This window comes from Limnohabitans sp. 15K (assembly GCF_002778285.1).
GTDB lineage: Bacteria > Pseudomonadota > Gammaproteobacteria > Burkholderiales > Burkholderiaceae_C > Limnohabitans_A.
On the sequence record NZ_NESM01000001.1, the window covers coordinates 1,566,588 to 1,584,143 of the forward strand.

Consider the following 17,556-nt stretch of genomic DNA (forward strand, 5'->3'; position numbering starts at 1 on the left):
TCCGATCAAATGGGTGTTCGCATCAAGCCGCAACGGGCTCTTGCAGTTTTTTGGCGGCGTACTGGACGGCTTTGACGATGTTCTGGTAACCGGTGCAGCGGCACAGGTTGCCGGCCATGCCGTGGCGAATTTCGTCTTCGCTCGGGTTGGGGTTCTCTTGCAAGAAGCGGTAGGCGCGCATCAGCATGCCGGGCGTGCAAAAGCCGCACTGCAGGCCGTGCTCTTTGTAAAAGCCTTCTTGCACCGCGTGCAGCACGCCCTTGTTGGCCAGGCCTTCGACGGTGAGCACTTCGGAGCCATCGCACTGCACGGCCAAGTGCGTGCATGACTTGACCGATTGGCCGTCGATGTCAACCGTGCAAGCGCCGCAGTGGCTGGTCTCGCAGCCGATGTGGGCGCCGGTCAGGTTGAGCTCTTCGCGCAAAAAGTGGATCAGCAGGGTGCGGGGTTCAACGGCTTTTTCTTCTTTCTTGCCATTGACGGAAACGGTGACGAGTTTTTTGGACATGTTGTTTTCCTTTGCTTTAAGCGCAGCGCGACCAGGCTTTGTTCAGGGCGCGTTTAACCATCTCGCCAGCCATGGCGGTCTTGTATTCGATGTCACCGCGGAGGTCTTCGGCGGGGTCGCAGGCAGCGATGGCCGCATCGACTGCGGCTTGCACGTTGGCGGCATTAAAAGGCTTGTTCAGCAAAGCAGCTTCGGCAGCTTCGACGCGCAGGGCGGCCGGAGCCACGTTGGTCAGGGCCACACGCACATGGCTGACCTGGTCACCCGATTTACGGATCACGACCGCGCAACCGGCTGTTGCCCAGTCTCCGGTTTTGCGCTTGAGTTTTTCGTAGGCGTAACCGGTGCCAGCTGCTAATGCGGGCACGCGGATTTCGCACATGACTTCGTTTTCTTCAAGCTGGGTCATGTAGGTGCCAAGGAAGAAGCCGTCAGCAGCCACTGTTCGGCGACCGTTTGGGCCCTCCAACACAAAGGATGCGTCGATCACGATGGACAGTGCAGGGTGGTCATTACCGGGGTCGCCGTGGGCGATGTCGCCACCAATCGTGCCGCGGTTGCGCACTTGCGGGTCGGCGATCAGCTTAGCTGCTTCGCACAACAGGGGCACTTTGGCTTGCAAAACGGGGGAGTTGATCAACTCGTTTTCCACCGTCATCGCGCCAATGACCACAGTGCCACCTTCTTCGCGGATGCCCTTGAGTTCAGGGATGCGGTTGATGTCGATCAGGTGTTCAGGGGCTGCAAAACGCAGCTTCATCATGGGCAACAGGCTGTGGCCACCGGCCAACAGCTTGGCGTCAGAGCCCAACTGGCCCAGCAAGGCCACGGCCTCGCCGACGGTTTTGGGCGCGTGGTATTCAAAACGCGGTGGAATCATCAAGGGTCTCCTGAGTTTTGTGAAAACAACTCAAGAGTATTACGGAGAGTCCTTTCCCGACTGCGTAGTCAGGTTTTAATCAATTTCGTCGTTTACTGGTCAATTTATTGCACGAAGTGCACTTTATAGAGCACGAAATGTATTGATCAGACTTTTCGAGTCTCGCAATCAGGGAATGTCCTAGGTGATGAAAAGCATAGGGTATACCCTCTATTTGGCTGGGCAATAGCCTCGGGAATGGGCTCAACCAAGCCCCAAAGCCTCCCGCAAGCGGGCCACTTCGCCTCGTGACACTGGCACGGGTTCGGTATTTTTACCTTTGAGTAACACATGGGTTTTGCTGCCCTCGCGCCCCAAGGACTGCACCGCTTGCAGATTGACGATAAAACAGCGGTGCACCCGCATGAACTGCGCCGGGTCCAGACGCAGAGCCAAATCCCCAATGCTCAGGTTACAAAAGTGGTAACCATCACGCGTCAGCACCCGGGTGTAATGGGCCTGAGACTCTAGGCTGAGAACATCGGCGGTGTCCACAAATGAGACTTTTTGATCGGCCACCATCGGGATACGCGAAAGGCGCATGTTTTTGGCAGGCGGCTCTGCGACGGGCAACTCTTGACTGACCACTTGGGTGACGTCGTAAAACACCAATGCAAATCCGGTGGTGTCTCCATTGACATCGCCAAGGCGGCTGACTTTGATCAGCAACACCTGTTCCGGGATGTTGATGATCATGGTCATCGGCACGGCATTGGCCATGGGGCAGCCCGAGGCCTCATCCAGCAAAAACTTGACCTTGGGCTTGGAGCGTTCAGGGTGAAAAGAAGTAACCAGTTTGTTGAACGGCTGTTTCTCGTCCACCGGCAAGACCTGGCGTGCAAAGTCGTTCATGGCCAGCACGTTGCGCTGCGCATCCAGATGGATGACCCCAGCCTCGAACTTTTCAAACAAGTACAAGCTGGGGTTGGCGGTGGTTTTGGCATCCATGGTCTTGTCTCTTTAGCCACCTCTTGGGCGGCTTGTCATCGGTATGCGCCCGCTACAGGCCCGAAGGCGATGGGTCAGTTGGGCATTAGCGAGACTTTAACAACGATTCTGGCCAAGCCCAGCGCAAAAGCGCTACAGTGTTTTTCTTTGACGATGACTTGAGGAACTCCGCTCCATGAACGCACCCTTGCACCGCGAAATGCCTGCTGGCACGCTCGACAGCGCCCGCGCCTTGACCGAAGTCACCCAAGCTTGGGACCAAAGCATCCTGCCCGAGCTGAAAAAGTACATCGAAATCCCCGCCAAGTCACCTTCTTTTGATGCCGACTGGGCAGCGCATGGCCACATCGAGACCGTGCTGCGCAACGCTGCGCAGTGGGTCGAGGCGCAAAAGGTCGAGGGCCTGACGCTCGAAATCATCCGCCTGCCAGGCCGCACGCCTGTCATGTTTTTTGAAGTCGCCGCCACCCGCGCAGCCAACGAGGGCTCTGGCCAGACGGTGCTGATGTACGGCCACCTGGACAAACAGCCCGAGTTCAATGGCTGGCGCAACGACCTCGGGCCCTGGACACCTGTTTACGAAGACGGCAAGCTTTATGGCCGGGGCGGTGCAGACGACGGTTATGCGGTTTACGCCAGCATCGCGGCGGTGCAGGCCCTGAAAAGCCAAAACACACCACACCCACGCATCGTCGGCCTGATCGAGACCTGCGAAGAGTCCGGCTCGTACGACCTGCTGCCTTATGTGGACGCGCTGCGCACCCGCTTGGGCGATGTGGGCCTGGTGATTTGCCTGGACAGCGGCGCGGGTAACTACGACCAGCTGTGGCTCACCACCAGCCTGCGCGGCATGGCCAGCGGCACGCTCAAGGTGCAAATCCTGACCGAAGGCATCCACTCGGGTGACGCCTCGGGTCTGGTGCCGTCGAGCTTTCGCATCATGCGGCAGGTGCTGGACCGGCTCGAAGACAGCGCTACGGGCCGCTTGCTGCCCGCCAGCTTTCACTGCGAAGTGCCTGCCGAGCGCTTGGCGCAAGCCCAAGCCACGGCCGCCATTTTGGGCGACGAGGTGTACAAGCGGTTCCCCTGGGCGCACTACGACTGCGGCGGCTCCACCAGCTTTGCCCTGCCCACCACCACCGACCCAACACAAGCGTTGCTCAACCGCACCTGGACGCCCACATTGAGCGTGACCGGAGCCGATGGCTTTCCGGCCCTGAAAGACGCGGGCAATGTGCTCAGGCCTTACACCGCCTTCAAGCTCAGCCTGCGCTTGCCGCCCCTGGTGGACGCCGCGCAAGCCGTGGCCGAAATGAAAGCCCTCCTCGAAGACAACGCGCCTTACCAAGCCAAAGTCACCTTCGAATCGGGCGGCGGTGCCACCGGCTGGAACGCGCCCGACACCTTGCCGTGGTTCGATCAGGCGCTCAACGCCTCCAGCCAGGCGCACTTTGGCGCAGGCGTGGGTTACATCGGGCAAGGCGGCACTATACCGCTCATGAACATGCTCAGCGCCGGTTTCCCCAAAGCACAAATGATGGTGTGTGGCGTGCTGGGCCCCAAAAGCAACGCGCACGGGCCGAACGAGTTTTTGCATGTGCCCTATGCCCAAAAGCTCACGGCGGCAGTGGCCGAAGTCATGGCGCGGATGCCTTGATGAACGTCATCGCACGCCCTTCGATTTCGCGCCCCACTGTGTCGGCGCTGCAGGGTGAGTCGGGCCAACTGGCGGTCTACGACTGGATCATGCCGGCCCACAAGCCCTTGGGCACGGTGCTCCTAGTGCACGGCTTGGGCGAGCACGCCGGTCGCTACAGCGAAGTCGCCGCCTACTTGCACCAATGGGGCTTTGCGGTGCGCGCGTACGACCAACAAGGGCATGGTCGGTCTGAGGGCGCACGCGGCGACCTGTTGCGCCCGGGCAGCTTGCAAGCCGATTTGTGCCGGTTGATCGACGACACACGGCAGCAAGTTGCTTTGGCCGACACGCCCCTGATCTTGCTGGGCCACAGCCTGGGTGGCTTGGTGGTGGCACGCACCTTGGCCGAGCGCTTGCGCCCGGTGGAAGCTGCGGTTTTGTCGTCTCCGGCCTTGGGTGCATTCCCCAATTTGGTCCAAAAAATGCTGCTGGCCAGCCTGCCACGCATCGCGCCGCACCTGCGTGTAGACAACGGCTTGAAGATCGATTTCTTGTCGCGTGACCCGGACGTGGTGAAGGCCTACAGGGCCGACGCGCTCGTGCACAGGCGCATCGCCACAGGTTTGGCGGCCTGGATTTTGGAGAACGGCGAGAAGACCTTGGCCGATGCGGCGCAGTGGCAAGTGCCCACCTTGCTGCTTTACGCGGGACAAGACAAGCTGGTCAACGCACAGGCCACCGCAGACTTTGCCAGCTCAGCGCCTCAGGACCTGGTGCAGACCCAGTGCTTTGAGGCCATGTACCACGAGATTTTTAACGACCTCTACCGGGCCCAAGTGTTCACCGCGCTCAAGCGCTGGCTGCTGGCACGCTTTTCTGCTTGAGCACCATCCACACCAAGGCGACGCCTGTGAGGGTCACGGGCAGGATGGAGCCGATGTTGAGCCATGTCCACCCTTGCGTGGTGACCAATGCGCCGGATGCGAACGACGTCACCGCCATGGTGGCGAACACAAAGAAGTTGATGGCCGCCTGACCGCGGTCTTTTTCGGCGGGCGTCCAGGCTTTCATGGCCAGCGTGGTGCTGCCGGTGAACAAAAAGTTCCAACCCAAGCCCAGCAAGAAAAGAGCGATCAGGAACTGGTGCAATTGAACGCCTGACAAAGCAATGGCGATGCAGGCGAAGTTGATGACCACGCCCACCGCCATGATCTGCAGCGTGCCGAATTTCTTGATCAAGTGCCCCGTGAAAAAGCCCGGTGCGAACATGCCGATCACATGCCACTCGAGCACCAGCGCCGCATCGTCAAAACTAAAACCGCACACTTGCATGGCCAACGGCGTGGCCGCCATCAGCAAATTCATCACACCGTAACTCAGGGCCGCTGCGGCAGCCGCGACGATGAACACCGGCTGGCGCATGATTTCGGACAAGGGCCGTCCGACGCTGTCGCCAGGTTTTTTGGCCGGCACCGCAGGAAAGCGGATGAAACTCATGCACACCATGGCCAAAATCGCCACGATGCCCAGCGCCATGTAAGCGCCCAAAAAGGGCACCTCGTACAAGGTGCGGGTGCGCGAAGCGAGGTTGGGGCCCACGATGGCCCCGATCAAGCCGCCAGCCAAAACCAGAGAGACCGCTTTTTCCTTGAAGCCGTCTGCCGCCAACTCGGCTGCGGCAAAACGGTACAACTGGCCGTTGGCGCTGTAATAGCCCGCAATGACCGTGGCCGCGACCAACAACCAGAAGTTATGGCTCCAGGCGGCATAAGCGGCCAGCAGCGCAGAGAAAAGCGCCACGCACAGGCCCAGCTGAAAGGACACTTTGCGGCCCCAACGCGACTGGCTTTTGGCCACCAGCCCAGTCGACAGCGCACCGCCCACCACGTAACCCATGACCGGCAAAGTCGCCATCCAACCCAAAGGGGCCATGGACAAACCCACCAAGCCGTTGATGGCGATGAAGGTGACGTTGTTCGTGAAGAACAGCCCTTGGCAGAGCGTGAGGAGGATGAGGTTAGGGTTCATGCAGGGCAGTGTAGTTGGCCGTCAGGGCTGCTTGCCCAAGTCTTGCAGCAAACGCGCGGTCAGGTACAAGCGCGGCACGATGGAATCAATCTCGATGTATTCATCGCGGGCATGAAAGCCCCAGCCGGCCAAGCCCAGACTTTCCAACACCACCGCCTTGCCCGAGCCACTGGCAAAGCCCGCGTCGGTGCCGCCGCCCGTGACAGGATGGAAAAACAAGGCCCGCCCATCAAGCTCGGCATAGATGGCTCGGGCACGTTGGGCCAAAGCCATCCCGCGCTCACCCGCCACATAAGGCGGACGCCCCACATCCATCTTGATGTGCACATGGGTGTCGGGCACCCGCTTGCTTTCTTGGGTCTTGGCGATCAGGGCGGCTTTGAGTTTGTCGGCTGCATCGGGCTGGAGCAAGCGCACATCGGCCGTGGCCACAGCGCTCTCAGGGATCTGGTTGCGCACCAGCCCGCCTTGGGCATGGGTCCAGTTGAGCTGGGCGCCTGGGATGTCCTTGGCAATGTGCTCGGTCGCCAGCATTTGGTGCGACAGCTCGATCAAGGCGTTGCGCCCTTCTTGGGGTGCGGCTCCAGCATGCGAAGCACGGCCTTTGACCTCCATCGTGGCGGTCGCTGTGCCCGCAGCAGAGAGCAAAACACCTTCGACTTTGGCCATGCTCTTGGCCGCTGTCGGCTCGTAAGACAGCACCACATCGTGCTCAGCAGCCAAAGACTGGATCAAATCACCGGAGCCGCCTGAACCGATTTCTTCGTCGGAGTTGAACAAAACGGTGACGGTGGCAAAGTCATTCCAACCTTGTGATTGAAGCACCGCCAGCGCGTGCAGGATCACGGCGATGCCGCCTTTGTCATCAGCGATGCCAGGGCCATACAGGCGGTTGCCGTCCAGCTTGTAGGGTTGCGTCGCCAAAATGCCTTCTGGGTAAACCGTGTCCATGTGTGCGATCAGCATGACCTTCAGACGCCCTTTGCCCGTCAACACACCTTTGACGATGGCGCGGTCGCTGTTGGTCGACTTGATACGTTCGGTCTTGGCACCCAACGCGTTGAGTCTGGCTTGGGCAAAATCGGCCACCCGCGCAATGCCGGCGATGTTGGCCGATCCCGACTCGATCAACACCAGTTTTTGCAAGGTGTCGATGACGGCGGCTTGCGCAGCTTGGGCCGCGGCAAACACCGCATCGTCACGCTTTTGTGCCGAAGCACCCATCGACAAAGCCAAAGCAACAGCGGCCAGGCAGGGCTTCAAAAGAATTTTTTTCATGGGCATGTGCATCCATCCAGTTGATGGCACATCGTAAGCGCTCAAGGCGTGGTGGGTACGCGCAAAAACCCTCACCGCGAGCGCCTTGGCGACAGGCTGGGGTCAGAGCACCGTCAAGGCCGACAGCAGGGCCAAGGGCGCAGTTTCGGCCCGCAACACGCGCGCGCCCAAGGTGACGGGCAGAAAACCTGCCACCAGCGCTGCCGCTTCTTCGGCGGGGGCCAAACCGCCTTCGGGGCCGCTGAGCACGACCACAGGTCGGGTGCTGGTGTTCACTGCCGCCAAGGACTGCGTGCCCTGCGCCAGCGAGAGCACCCAGCGATCTGCCGAGGCCGGCGGCTGCGCCAGCCACTCTTTGAGACTCAGCGCAGCGTGAATGGTGGGCACGCGGTTGCGCCCGCACTGCTCGGCGGCGGCCACAGCAACGCCTTGCCAGTGCGCCAGCTTTTTGTCGGCGCGCTCGCCCTTGAGCTTGAGCACGCTGCGCTCGGCGGCCAAGGGAGTGATGCTGGCCACGCCCAACTCGGTGGCTTTTTCGACCAACCAGTCCATGCGATCGTTGGCGGTGATGCCCGCCAGCAGGTGCACGGCACGGGCCGCTTCGCGTTCCAGCAAGCGGTGTTCGCCAATGTCGACATCCACATCGCTGCGGCCCATGCGTGTGACGGTGGCGTCGAACTCGCCGCCCTCCCCGTTGAACAAGGTGATCACATCGCCCGGCTGCAGGCGCAGCACCTGCACATGGCGTGCAGCGCCAGCGGGCAGGCTGAGGGCCAAGCCAGTGTGCAGGGGGGTGGGGCAGTAAAAACGGGGCATGCTCACATGCGCCCGTAAGCGAAACCGACCTGAGGCGTGGTGCCTTCGATCTCGTCGATCAGCTTGAGCAGCGGGCCGAGTTCACGGTAACGGTCGCAGGTGGTGCGGATGTAGTGGATGAAGCGCGGCGCATCGGCCAGGTATTTGGGCTTGCCGTCGCGCAAGGTCAGGCGGGCAAAGATGCCGGCAACTTTGAAGTGGCGCTGAAGGCCCATCCACTCCACGGCGCGGTAGAACGCACCAAAGTCGCTGTGCCAGTCTTCAAAGTCCATCAGCCCGGCCTTGCGGGCTTTTTCCCAATAGCGGATGGTGATGTCGAGCACAAAGTCTTCGTCCCAGGTGAGAAAAGCGTCGCGCATCAGGCTGGCGATGTCGTAGGTGATGGGGCCGTAGACCGCATCCTGAAAGTCCAGCACACCCAGCTGTTCGTTCTGAAAGGGCATCATCAAATTGCGCGGCATGAAGTCGCGGTGCACATACACGCTGGGCGCGGCCAGGTTGCGCTGCACGATCAGGCCGAAGGCTTTGTCGAACACTTCGCGCTGCTCACCTTGCAGTTGCACGCCGCGATGCTGGGCCAAATACCAATCTGGAAACAAGCTGAGTTCACGGTTCAACAAAGCGGTGTCATACGGTGGCAGGACACCAGGACGAGACGCCAGCTGCCACTGCACCAGCGCATCGACCGACTGCATGTACAGGCCATGGTTGGCCTGGGGGCGTTCGGGGTCGATGGCCGACATCATGGTGGCGTCACCCAAGTCACTCAGCAGCATGAAGCCGTGGGCCTGTTGCCAGTCCAGCACCTCGGGCGCGTGCAGGCCAGCCGCTTTCATCAAAGCGGCGATCCGCACAAAAGGCTCGGAATTTTCTTTGTCAGGTGGCGCGTCCATCACGATTCGGCTGACGCCCAGCACGCTGTCCACCCGCAGGTAACGCCTGAAGCTGGCATCGGCCGAAGCAATGCGCAAGGTTTCGGGCAAAAGCCCATGCAGCTTGGCCACGCTGGACATCCAGGTGGTGAACAACCCTTGCCGCGTGGGGTCTGCCCAAGGCACAGCTTCAACAGGGGCCGTCAAAGCGGGCGATGAGGAAATGAGGGGGGAAGAAGGGTGGCTCATGGATAATCCCATTCTACAAAGCCTGTTGCGGCCTCAATATGTGGGGGACAGGCTGATTGTTTTGTAACTTTCCCCATTTTGTGGCCTCTTCTTTCGCATTTTTCTGTTTGCCAATGACCCCGCGAACGGCCCTTGGCTTTCGTCATGGGGCCATGGCTTTGCTGTGGGCTTCGAGCTTCAGTTTGTCTTGGGCGCAGCCTGCGCCACTGACACTGCGCAGCAGTCCTCTGCTGGAAGAAACGGTCTCAGATCGCCAACGCTCCGAAGGAGCCGTCTTTGTCAAGGGCGCACAAATGACCGCACGTCCCGACATGGATTTGGTGGTCCAAGGCCAAGCCAGCATCCGGCGACCCGGCTTGGCTTTGAGCGCCGATCGGGTCGACTATGACCAAACGCAAGACGTGATCGACGCCAAAGGGCATGTGCGTGTGAGCACACCCACCAGTGTGTTCTCAGGCCCGCACCTGAGGCTCAAAGTCGACAGCTTCCAAGGCCGTTTTGAAAAACCGGAATTTGAGCTGTATGCCAGCGGTGGTTACGGACAAGCGAGCGAAGTCGAGTTTGTGGACAACGAACGGACCATCATTCGCCAAGCCAAGTACACCACTTGCCGCAGAACACCCGGCCCAGAATGGCTCCCCGAGTGGCTGATGAAAGCCGCGCAAATGACGATTGACGAAGAAGAATCGAGCATCCAGGCCAAAGGGGTCCAGCTGCGCTTTCAGGACATGGCCGTCTTCGCCGCCCCCTCGATGAGCTTGCCCCTGTCGAGCGAACGCAAATCCGGCTTTCTGCCGCCCTTGACCAGTGTTGACACGGTCAACGGCATTGAAATGGCTTTGCCTTATTACTTTGACATCGCACCCAACCGCGATGCCACCGTGACCACGCACGTCATGAGCCAGCGCGGCATCGCCGCCGACACGGAATTGCGCTACCTCGAGCGCGACTACAGCGGTCAACTGCGCTTGAACCTGATGCCCTCTGACAAGTTGCGCGATGAGCGCCGCTGGGGCTTGTCCGCTCAGCACAACGGTGGCATTGACACCGGCATTGACGGCATTGGGCGCATTGGTGTTGGCCTGTCCGTGAACCGAGTCAGCGACAGCAATTACTGGCGAGATTTCCCCCGATCCGGTTTGGCGCTGACACAACGCGTCATGCCCTCCACAGGTGTGCTGTCTTGGGGGCGGGGCGATTTCAGCATGAGTGCCCAAGTCCAACGTTGGCAAAACCTGCAAGAAGCCGCACCGCCCTACGACAGAGCGCCTCAGATCACCATGCGCTACGGCCAATGGAACGCAGAGGGCTTGGATTGGTCTGTGGTGGCTGACACCACGCGCTTTGAAGCCGATTTTTCAAGGGTTGCCAGCCTCGTCAGCGCAGGCACTTTGCCGCGCAACGGCGAACGCAGCTTCGTCCAGGCGCAGGTGAGTCGCTCTTGGATTAGGCCTTGGGGATTTGTCACACCCAAAGTGCAATTGGACGCCACCCGTTACCAGATGGACACCCCCTTCGCGGATGGCACAAGTACCGTGAATCGGGTTTTGCCAACTTTCAGCCTGGATTCCGGTTTGGTGTTTGAACGCGAAACGCGTTGGTTTGGTCGTGATGTGCTGCAAACCCTGGAGCCACGGGCTTTCTACGTGCGCACGCCGTACAAAAACCAAGACATGTTGCCGGTTTATGACAGCGGAGCGACCGACTTCAACCTGTCCACCATTTACAGCGAAAACAGCTATGTCGGCCATGACCGCCTGGTGGACAACGACTCCCTGACATTGGGTGTGAACAGCCGGTTTTTTGATGCGAGCAATGGCGCTGAAATGCTTCGGCTGGGTGTCGCACAACGCATACGGTTTTCAGACCAACAAGTGGTGCTGCCGGGGCAAACGGCCAGCACCACGGGCTTGAGTGACCTTTTGCTCGGTGCACGTGTCCGCTGGGACGACCGATGGTCGCTGGATGCCACCGTGCAGGCCAACAACCAAACACACGGCATCGACCGAACCACACTGCAGGGGCGCTACAACAAAAGCCCCTACCGAGTCATCAATGCCGCTTACCGGAGCAACAAACTGCTCACACCCAACACCGAATTTGTGGATGTGGGCTGGCAGTGGCCTTTGAGCGACCTGATCGGCAGCACCGATCAGCAAGCAGAGACCGCTTGGTCTCGCACACCCGGGCAAGGGCTTGGGCCGGACCGCTGGTATTCCGTAGGCCGCCTCAATTACAGCTTGAAAGAGCGCAGCCTTGTCGACACCTTGGTGGGGGTTGAATACGATGCAGGCTGCTGGCTGGGCCGTGTGGCTTTTCAACGGCTGCAAACCAACATCAACACCGTCAGCACCTCCAGTGCCACCAGCCGTATTCTTTTTCAACTTGAGTTCATTGGTTTTGCACGCGTGGGCGCCAGCCCACTGAAAGTCCTTCGTGACAACATTCCCCGCTACCAATACCTGCGTGACAGCATGGTTCAACCCAGTCGGTTCCAGCACTATGAATAAGTTTTTCTCTCCTGCCCGCTCGGCTTTTGTAGCGTCGATCCTCGGCGCGACAGGTTTGCTCGGTGTGGGCACCACGCTGGCTCAAAACACCGCCAGCACTTCGCCAGCAACACCGCTTCGCCAAGCCGATTTCATCGTGGCTGTGGTCAATTCTGAGCCCATCACCAACCGCGAGGTGTACATGTTGCGCCAGCGTTTGGCCGCCGAGGCTGCGGGCCTCGGCGGCAAAAGCCCGGACCCCAGTGAGCTCACCCGCGCAGCGGTCGAGCAACTCATCAACGAAAAAGCGCAGCTGCAACAGGCGCGTGAGGTGGGGATCAAAGTCGATGCCGAAGCCATCGATCAAGCCTTGCTGAACGTGGCCAGCAGCAACCAGTTGTCGCGCGAAGACATGCTCAAGCGCTTGGCGCAAGAGGGGATCTCGCTGGGCGCCTTTCGCGAGCAATTGCGCACCCAGCTGACACTTGCCCGATTGCGCGAACGTGAAATCGATGGCCGTGTCCGCGTCAGCGACCTGGAGGTGGATCAGTTCTTGAATGAACAGCTCAAAGCCCAAGCGGCCCAGCTGCCCGCCCAATTGAATTTGGGCATGGTCCTCATTGCCGTGCCAGAAAACAGCAGCGAGTCCGCCGTCAAAGCCTTGGCTGAACGCGCGGCCGATGTGGCCCGTCGCGCTCAAAGGGGAGACAACTTCGCCGAACTGGCCAAAACTTTTTCGCAAACGACAGACCAAGGCGCCAACGGTGGTGAGATGGGCCTGCGGCCTACCGACCGCTACCCCGAACTGTTTTTAGAGGCCACACGCGATCTGAAAGCCGGTGAAGTGGCTGGACCTGTGCGCTCTGCGGCAGGCTTTCATGTCCTCAAAGTGCTGGAGCGTCGCCAAGTCACAACCTTGATGGTGACCCAAACCCGTGCTCGCCACATTTTGCTGCGCCCGTCGAACCAGTTGTCGCAAGGACAAGCTGTGGCCAAGCTCACCGAAGTGCGTCAGGCCGTGGTGTCTGGCAAAGCCGACTTCGCTGTGGTGGCCCGTGAACTGTCTCAAGACGGCAGTGCGCAAGAAGGCGGGGATTTGGGCTGGGCCAACCCAGGCATGTTTGTGCCCGAGTTTGAGCAAACCATGAACCGCCTGCGCCCTGGCCAAGTGGCTGAACCCGTGGTCTCGCGTTTTGGCGTGCACCTGATCGAAGTCACAGACCGCCGCAGCGCCCCCATGAGCGAACAAGAACAGCGCACCCTGGCCCGCAGCGCCCTGCGCGAGAAAAAGTTGGAGGAGGCCTATGCCACTTGGGTCGAAGACATCCGTGGCCGTGCCTACGTTGAGATGCGCGAGCCACCCCAATGAAACACATCGCGCGCAAACGATTCGGTCAACACTTCTTGACCGATGGCGGCATCATCGATGCGATCGTCGACACGATCAACCCCGAAGCAGGCCAGCCCATGGCCGAGATCGGTCCGGGTTTGGCCGCCTTGACCCAGCCCCTGGTGGAGCGTTTAGGGCATCTCACCGTCATCGAGTTGGACCGGGATTTGGCCATGCGCCTGCGCGAGCACCCGCACCTGTCGGTGGTGGAGTCGGATGTGCTGAAAGTGGACTTCAGGGCTCTGGCCAGCCAAATGCTGGCCAAAACGCCCGGTCACCACAAGATCCGCGTCGTCGGCAACTTGCCTTACAACATCTCCACGCCGATTTTGTTTCACTTGCTCGAGCAAGTTGATGTGGTCGAAGACCAGCACTTCATGCTGCAAAAAGAAGTCATCGACCGCATGGTCGCCAAGCCCAGCACTTCAGATTACAGCCGCCTGTCGGTGATGCTGCAGTGGCGCTACGACATGGCCAATGTGCTGTTTGTGCCGCCCGAAAGCTTTGACCCGCCCCCGCGTGTGGACAGTGCCGTGGTGCGGATGGTGCCTTTGGCCACGCCACCGGTGGTGAACGTCAAGACACTCGAAACTTTGGTGCAGGTGGCTTTTAGCCAACGCCGCAAGATTTTGCGCAACACCTTGGGCAAATGGTTGGATGAAAAGGGCTTTGCTGGAGAATTTGATCTGCAGCGCCGTGCCGAGGAAGTGCCCGTGGCCGAGTTCGTGGCTTTGGCGCAAGCGGTCTGAACCCGTCTGAAGGAATCAAAAGCAGCCAAGGCCTAAACCCAGCGCCCACGAAAAAGCCCGTCAGTGACGGGCTTTTTCATGCGTGCCGACCGTGCGGCTCAACGGGAAGTCAGGCTGCGGCGAGCCAGTAACCCGCGTTGAATGGGCTGCTCATGCGCAGCGCCAAAGGCGACACGTCCACCAGTTTGTCGGTGGGCATTTTTTCGCCTTCTTCAATCGATTCGGCCATCACGGCGTCTTCGGTTGTTTGTGCCTCAATCGCCCGTCCTGCTTGGCTGTTTTGCGCAGAACGGGCTACAGAAAAGAATAGAAGCATCGGAAGGGTATCTTCCTGTCTCCCCAGTAATCGGCGGTGTCACGGAAGATGTCCAGCAATTGCTCGCGGGCTTCCTTGTCAAATTTGACGTGGGCAGGAATTTGTTCCAGCACCACGATGAAGCCTGGCTGTGGGCCCGACTTGTGCAAGGGGTCGGTCATGCAGTCGTACAAGGCGTCAAAATTTTTGCCAAAGTGCGAAGGCAAAGTGAATTGCGCACCAATGAGGTCCAGCACGTCTTGTTTGCTCTGGGCTTGGGCCAGGTTGGCGTACAAAAAGTGGTGGCCCAACCCTTGGGCGGCTTCTTGCAGATCGCTCACGCGGTAAGCGCGAATCGACTGCACGATGTTGGACCGCACGCCCTTCAGGGGCGCCTCTTGGTCGTGACGAATCGGCATGTCCATCTCCGTGGTCTTTCTCTAAAATCAAAAATCAAGGCTTGACGACTATCTTGCGAAAACTCGCGTAATGGTCTTGTGTGTAGTAACAGGCTTCTGGCTTGCGAGGGGCTTGCCCACCACAAACGATGCGCCGCGCTCCGCGATCCTTAGCCCCCGGCGTTCTGACGGTGTATTCAAGGTAAAACCCCCGTGCCTCACGGGGCAAAATTCGCTCTCGGTTGCCAAAAACAGTCCCGTCCTTCTCGTATGGAAAAGGACCTCCTTGATGGATAAGTTGGTACGTTTCTTGGCCTTCCCGCGGCAAATCTGTCACCCACAGGGTGGGCAAATCTTGGGCATCGGCAGCTGGACGCGCATGCACCACAAGGGTGCAAATTGATAAAAACAACCCCAAAAACGCCGTCATCCAGCGCAAAGGGGTGGACATTGGTCGAGCCACCTTCATGAAAACACCTTTCAGAACCTCCGGGTTAACCCGAAAACTCGAAGGCGCTAGTGTGAGGCAATCAAACTAAAAAAGCAAGCGAATGCCCAATGAACAAGCAGGGCTTGTCTGGACATTCGCTGTTTAAGTGAGCGCAAGCTCTGGTTTTAAGCCTTAACGGGCCGCATTCGCATCGGCCACTGTCAGCGCAGTCATGTTCACAATGCGCCGCACCGTGGTGCTGGGCGTCAAAATATGCACCGGCTTGGCCGCGCCCAGCAAGACCGGGCCGACGGCGATGTTGCCACCCGCCGCCGTCTTGAGCAGGTTGTAAGCGATGTTGGCGGCGTCAATGTTTGGCAAAACCAGCAAATTCGCGTCGCCAATCAAGCTGCTGTTGGGCATGATGGCTTGGCGGGCAGCCGTGTCCAAAGCCACGTCACCGTGCATCTCGCCATCCACTTCCAGCCACGGCGCATTTCGGCGCAAAAGGGCCAAAACATCGCGCATTTTGATGGCGCTGGGTTCGTTGGATGAACCGAAATTGGAATGCGACAACAACGCCGCTTTGGGCTGGATACCAAAACGGCGCATTTCTTCAGCCGCCATGACGGTGAACTCGGCCAACTGCTCGGCTGTGGGGTCGTAATTGACGTGGGTGTCCACCATGAACACCTGACGACCGGGGAGCATCAAACCGTTCATGCAGGCAAAGGTGTTGACCCCGGCACGCTTGCCCACCACCTGGTCGATGTAATTCAAGTGCATGGGATTGGTGCCCCAAGTGCCACAAATCATGCCGTCCACATCGCCCTTGTGCAGCAACATGGCCCCGATCAGTGACAAACGACGACGCATTTCGATCTTGGCGATCTGCTGGGTGATGCCTTTGCGCTCGGTCATGCGGTGGTAGGTTTGCCAGAAATCGCGGTAACGGTCGTCTTGTTCGACGTTCACCACGTCGTAATCCAGCTCTTCCCTCAAGCGCAGACCGAATTTCTCGATGCGCTCGGCAATCACAGCGGGGCGACCGATCAAGGTGGGGCGGGCAATGCCTTCGTCCACCACAATCTGAGAGGCACGCAGCACGCGCTCTTCTTCGCCTTCGCTGTACGCGATGCGCTTTTTCAAGGCGCGTTTGGCAGCGGTGAAGATCGGCTTCATCATGGTGCCTGAGGCGTACACGAAGCCTTGCAACCGTTCGCGGTAAGCGTCCATGTCGGCGATCGGGCGCGAAGCCACGCCGCTCTCAGCGGCAGCCTGGGCCACGGCAGGCGCGATCTTCATCATCAGGCGCGGATCAAACGGCTTGGGGATCAGGTACTCGGGGCCAAAAGCCAAGGGCTCGCCCACATAGGCTGCCGCCACCACTTCGCTTTGCTCGGCTTGGGCCAGCTCAGCGATCGCATGCACGGCTGCGATTTCCATCTCCAGCGTGATGGTGGTCGCGCCGCAATCCAAAGCACCCCGGAAGATGTAGGGGAAGCACAGGACGTTGTTGACCTGGTTGGGGTAATCGGTGCGCCCGGTGGCCATGATGGCGTCGTCGCGCACCGCTTTGACGTCTTCAGGATCAATTTCGGGGTTGGGGTTGGCCAAGGCAAAAATCAGTGGCTTGGCGGCCATGGACTTGACCATGTCTTGCTTGAGCACACCGCCAGCCGACAAGCCCAGGAACACGTCGGCACCGGCCATCACTTCACGCAGGGTGCGGTGCTCGGTTTTTTGCACGAACTGGATCTTGTCTTCGTCCATCAATTCGGTGCGGCCTTCGTAGACCACACCGGCCAGGTCGGTGACCCAGATGTTTTCACGCGGAATGCCCAGCTTGACCAACAAACCCAGGCAAGCCAAGGCGGCAGCGCCTGCGCCAGAGGTGACCAGTTTGATCTTCTTGGGGTCTTTGCCCACGATTTTGAGGCCGTTCAAGATGGCGGCACCCACCACGATGGCGGTGCCGTGTTGGTCGTCGTGAAAGACCGGGATCTTCATGCGCTCACGCAATTTGCGCTCGACATAAAAGCAGTCAGGCGCCTTGATGTCTTCGAGGTTGATGCCGCCAAAAGTCGGCTCCAGCGCGGCGATGATCTCGACCAGCTTGTCCGGGTCTTTCTCGTTGATCTCGATGTCGAACACGTCGATGCCCGAGAACTTCTTGAACAAGACGCCCTTGCCTTCCATGACGGGCTTACTGGCCAGCGGGCCGATGTCGCCCAAGCCCAGCACAGCCGTGCCGTTGGTCACAACACCCACCAGGTTGCCACGGCTGGTGTACTTGAAGGCGTTGGCTGGATCCTTGACGATCTCTTCGCACGGTGCGGCCACACCGGGTGAGTAAGCCAGCGCCAAATCGTGTTGGTTGACCAGCTGTTTGGTCGGGGCGATGGCGATTTTGCCGGGCGTAGGGAACTCGTGGTACTCGAGTGCGGCTTTGCGCAACTGGGCGCGTTTTTCTTCGGCTTGGACCTTGTTGGTCATTGTTTTGGCTCCGTTGTAGGGATGTGCTGTCAGGGCTGCCGGGATTCAGCAG

Annotated in this window: 16 protein-coding genes; 5 read left to right on the forward strand and 11 right to left on the reverse strand. The window is 59.6% G+C overall.

The window, feature by feature from the left end; translation table 11 throughout:
- Positions 1-22: 22 nt before the first annotated feature.
- The 3 genes from B9Z40_RS07440 to B9Z40_RS07450 all read right to left on the reverse strand — a co-directional run bounded on the left by B9Z40_RS07440 (position 23) and on the right by B9Z40_RS07450 (position 2,375).
- Positions 23-508 (reverse strand): (2Fe-2S)-binding protein, encoded by a 486-nt coding sequence (locus B9Z40_RS07440; RefSeq protein WP_053169257.1) that lies wholly within the window; start codon positions 506-508, stop codon positions 23-25.
- 16 nt (positions 509-524) lie between these two features.
- Positions 525-1,388 carry a xanthine dehydrogenase family protein subunit M gene (locus B9Z40_RS07445; protein WP_100172576.1) on the reverse strand — a complete coding sequence of 288 codons (864 nt, stop codon included), beginning with the start codon at positions 1,386-1,388 and terminating at the stop codon, positions 525-527.
- A 243-nt stretch (positions 1,389-1,631) separates the two neighbouring features.
- On the reverse strand, positions 1,632-2,375 hold the full coding sequence (locus tag B9Z40_RS07450; protein ID WP_100172577.1) for a LytTR family transcriptional regulator: 744 nt from the start codon (positions 2,373-2,375) through the stop codon (positions 1,632-1,634).
- Between the two features lie 175 nt (positions 2,376-2,550).
- Between B9Z40_RS07450 and B9Z40_RS07455 the strand changes: the two genes are divergently transcribed.
- On the forward strand, positions 2,551-4,032 hold the full coding sequence (locus B9Z40_RS07455) for a M20 family metallopeptidase (protein ID WP_100172578.1): 1,482 nt from the start codon (positions 2,551-2,553) through the stop codon (positions 4,030-4,032).
- Positions 4,032-4,898, forward strand: a complete 867-nt coding sequence (locus tag B9Z40_RS07460) for an alpha/beta hydrolase (RefSeq protein WP_100172579.1) — start codon at positions 4,032-4,034, stop codon at positions 4,896-4,898. The genes B9Z40_RS07455 and B9Z40_RS07460 overlap by 1 nt, the downstream gene beginning before the upstream one ends.
- On the opposite strand, the gene B9Z40_RS07465 is transcribed toward B9Z40_RS07460, so the two are convergent.
- From B9Z40_RS07465 to B9Z40_RS07480, 4 genes are all read right to left on the reverse strand, one after another.
- Positions 4,864-6,042, reverse strand: coding sequence for an MFS transporter (locus B9Z40_RS07465; RefSeq protein ID WP_100172580.1), 1,179 nt, complete (start codon positions 6,040-6,042; stop codon positions 4,864-4,866). The genes B9Z40_RS07460 and B9Z40_RS07465 overlap by 35 nt on opposite strands.
- Positions 6,043-6,063: 21 nt before the next feature.
- On the reverse strand, positions 6,064-7,320 hold the full coding sequence (locus B9Z40_RS07470) for a glutamate carboxypeptidase (protein WP_233204820.1): 1,257 nt from the start codon (positions 7,318-7,320) through the stop codon (positions 6,064-6,066).
- A 102-nt stretch (positions 7,321-7,422) separates the two neighbouring features.
- Positions 7,423-8,136, reverse strand: a complete 714-nt coding sequence (locus tag B9Z40_RS07475; RefSeq protein ID WP_100172581.1) for a 16S rRNA (uracil(1498)-N(3))-methyltransferase — start codon at positions 8,134-8,136, stop codon at positions 7,423-7,425.
- Between the two features lie 2 nt (positions 8,137-8,138).
- Positions 8,139-9,257 carry an aminoglycoside phosphotransferase family protein gene (locus tag B9Z40_RS07480; RefSeq protein ID WP_100172582.1) on the reverse strand — a complete coding sequence of 373 codons (1,119 nt, stop codon included), beginning with the start codon at positions 9,255-9,257 and terminating at the stop codon, positions 8,139-8,141.
- 152 nt (positions 9,258-9,409) lie between these two features.
- On the opposite strand from B9Z40_RS07480, the gene B9Z40_RS07485 reads away from it, so the two are divergent.
- The 3 genes from B9Z40_RS07485 to rsmA are packed head-to-tail and all read left to right on the forward strand — an operon-like array spanning position 9,410 to position 13,885.
- A complete protein-coding gene (locus B9Z40_RS07485; protein WP_233204821.1) occupies positions 9,410-11,767 on the forward strand; it encodes an LPS-assembly protein LptD in 2,358 nt (785 codons plus the stop codon).
- Positions 11,760-13,115, forward strand: coding sequence for a peptidylprolyl isomerase (locus tag B9Z40_RS07490; RefSeq protein WP_100172584.1), 1,356 nt, complete (start codon positions 11,760-11,762; stop codon positions 13,113-13,115). The genes B9Z40_RS07485 and B9Z40_RS07490 overlap by 8 nt, the downstream gene beginning before the upstream one ends.
- On the forward strand, positions 13,112-13,885 hold the full coding sequence (gene rsmA / locus B9Z40_RS07495) for a 16S rRNA (adenine(1518)-N(6)/adenine(1519)-N(6))-dimethyltransferase RsmA (protein ID WP_100172585.1): 774 nt from the start codon (positions 13,112-13,114) through the stop codon (positions 13,883-13,885). The genes B9Z40_RS07490 and rsmA overlap by 4 nt, the downstream gene beginning before the upstream one ends.
- 109 nt (positions 13,886-13,994) lie before the next feature.
- On the opposite strand, the gene B9Z40_RS17080 is transcribed toward rsmA, so the two are convergent.
- The 4 genes from B9Z40_RS17080 to B9Z40_RS07510 all read right to left on the reverse strand — a co-directional run bounded on the left by B9Z40_RS17080 (position 13,995) and on the right by B9Z40_RS07510 (position 17,504).
- Positions 13,995-14,201: a hypothetical protein gene (locus B9Z40_RS17080; protein WP_143473937.1), complete on the reverse strand. Its 207-nt coding sequence runs from the start codon at positions 14,199-14,201 to the stop codon at positions 13,995-13,997.
- Entirely contained in the window at positions 14,180-14,605 is a 426-nt protein-coding gene (locus B9Z40_RS07500; RefSeq protein WP_100172586.1) for a barstar family protein, read from the reverse strand. The genes B9Z40_RS17080 and B9Z40_RS07500 overlap by 22 nt, the downstream gene beginning before the upstream one ends.
- A 28-nt stretch (positions 14,606-14,633) precedes the next feature.
- Positions 14,634-15,047: a ribonuclease domain-containing protein gene (locus B9Z40_RS07505; protein WP_100172587.1), complete on the reverse strand. Its 414-nt coding sequence runs from the start codon at positions 15,045-15,047 to the stop codon at positions 14,634-14,636.
- Positions 15,048-15,200: 153 nt separating this feature from the next.
- The gene (locus tag B9Z40_RS07510; RefSeq protein ID WP_100172588.1) at positions 15,201-17,504 is read right to left on the reverse strand and encodes an NADP-dependent malic enzyme; all 2,304 of its coding nucleotides are present in this window, start codon (positions 17,502-17,504) and stop codon (positions 15,201-15,203) included.
- Positions 17,505-17,556 lie beyond the last annotated feature (52 nt).

Bases quoted from the DNA above. Each gene is read 5' to 3' on its own strand.
- B9Z40_RS07450 (WP_100172577.1), bottom strand. From the start codon at position 2,375: ATGGATGCCAAAACCACCGCCAACCCCAGCTTGTACTTGTTTGAAAAG.
- B9Z40_RS17080 (WP_143473937.1), bottom strand. From the start codon at position 14,201: ATGCTTCTATTCTTTTCTGTAGCCCGTTCTGCGCAAAACAGCCAAGCA.
- B9Z40_RS07445 (WP_100172576.1), bottom strand. From the start codon at position 1,388: ATGATTCCACCGCGTTTTGAATACCACGCGCCCAAAACCGTCGGCGAG.
- B9Z40_RS07470 (WP_233204820.1), bottom strand. From the start codon at position 7,320: ATGAAAAAAATTCTTTTGAAGCCCTGCCTGGCCGCTGTTGCTTTGGCT.
- B9Z40_RS07460 (WP_100172579.1), top strand. From the start codon at position 4,032: ATGAACGTCATCGCACGCCCTTCGATTTCGCGCCCCACTGTGTCGGCG.
- B9Z40_RS07475 (WP_100172581.1), bottom strand. From the start codon at position 8,136: ATGCCCCGTTTTTACTGCCCCACCCCCCTGCACACTGGCTTGGCCCTC.
- B9Z40_RS07455 (WP_100172578.1), top strand. From the start codon at position 2,551: ATGAACGCACCCTTGCACCGCGAAATGCCTGCTGGCACGCTCGACAGC.
- B9Z40_RS07490 (WP_100172584.1), top strand. From the start codon at position 11,760: ATGAATAAGTTTTTCTCTCCTGCCCGCTCGGCTTTTGTAGCGTCGATC.
- B9Z40_RS07500 (WP_100172586.1), bottom strand. From the start codon at position 14,605: ATGGACATGCCGATTCGTCACGACCAAGAGGCGCCCCTGAAGGGCGTG.
- B9Z40_RS07465 (WP_100172580.1), bottom strand. From the start codon at position 6,042: ATGAACCCTAACCTCATCCTCCTCACGCTCTGCCAAGGGCTGTTCTTC.
- rsmA (WP_100172585.1), top strand. From the start codon at position 13,112: ATGAAACACATCGCGCGCAAACGATTCGGTCAACACTTCTTGACCGAT.
- B9Z40_RS07510 (WP_100172588.1), bottom strand. From the start codon at position 17,504: ATGACCAACAAGGTCCAAGCCGAAGAAAAACGCGCCCAGTTGCGCAAA.
- B9Z40_RS07485 (WP_233204821.1), top strand. From the start codon at position 9,410: ATGGCTTTGCTGTGGGCTTCGAGCTTCAGTTTGTCTTGGGCGCAGCCT.
- B9Z40_RS07480 (WP_100172582.1), bottom strand. From the start codon at position 9,257: ATGAGCCACCCTTCTTCCCCCCTCATTTCCTCATCGCCCGCTTTGACG.
- B9Z40_RS07440 (WP_053169257.1), bottom strand. From the start codon at position 508: ATGTCCAAAAAACTCGTCACCGTTTCCGTCAATGGCAAGAAAGAAGAA.
- B9Z40_RS07505 (WP_100172587.1), bottom strand. From the start codon at position 15,047: ATGAAGGTGGCTCGACCAATGTCCACCCCTTTGCGCTGGATGACGGCG.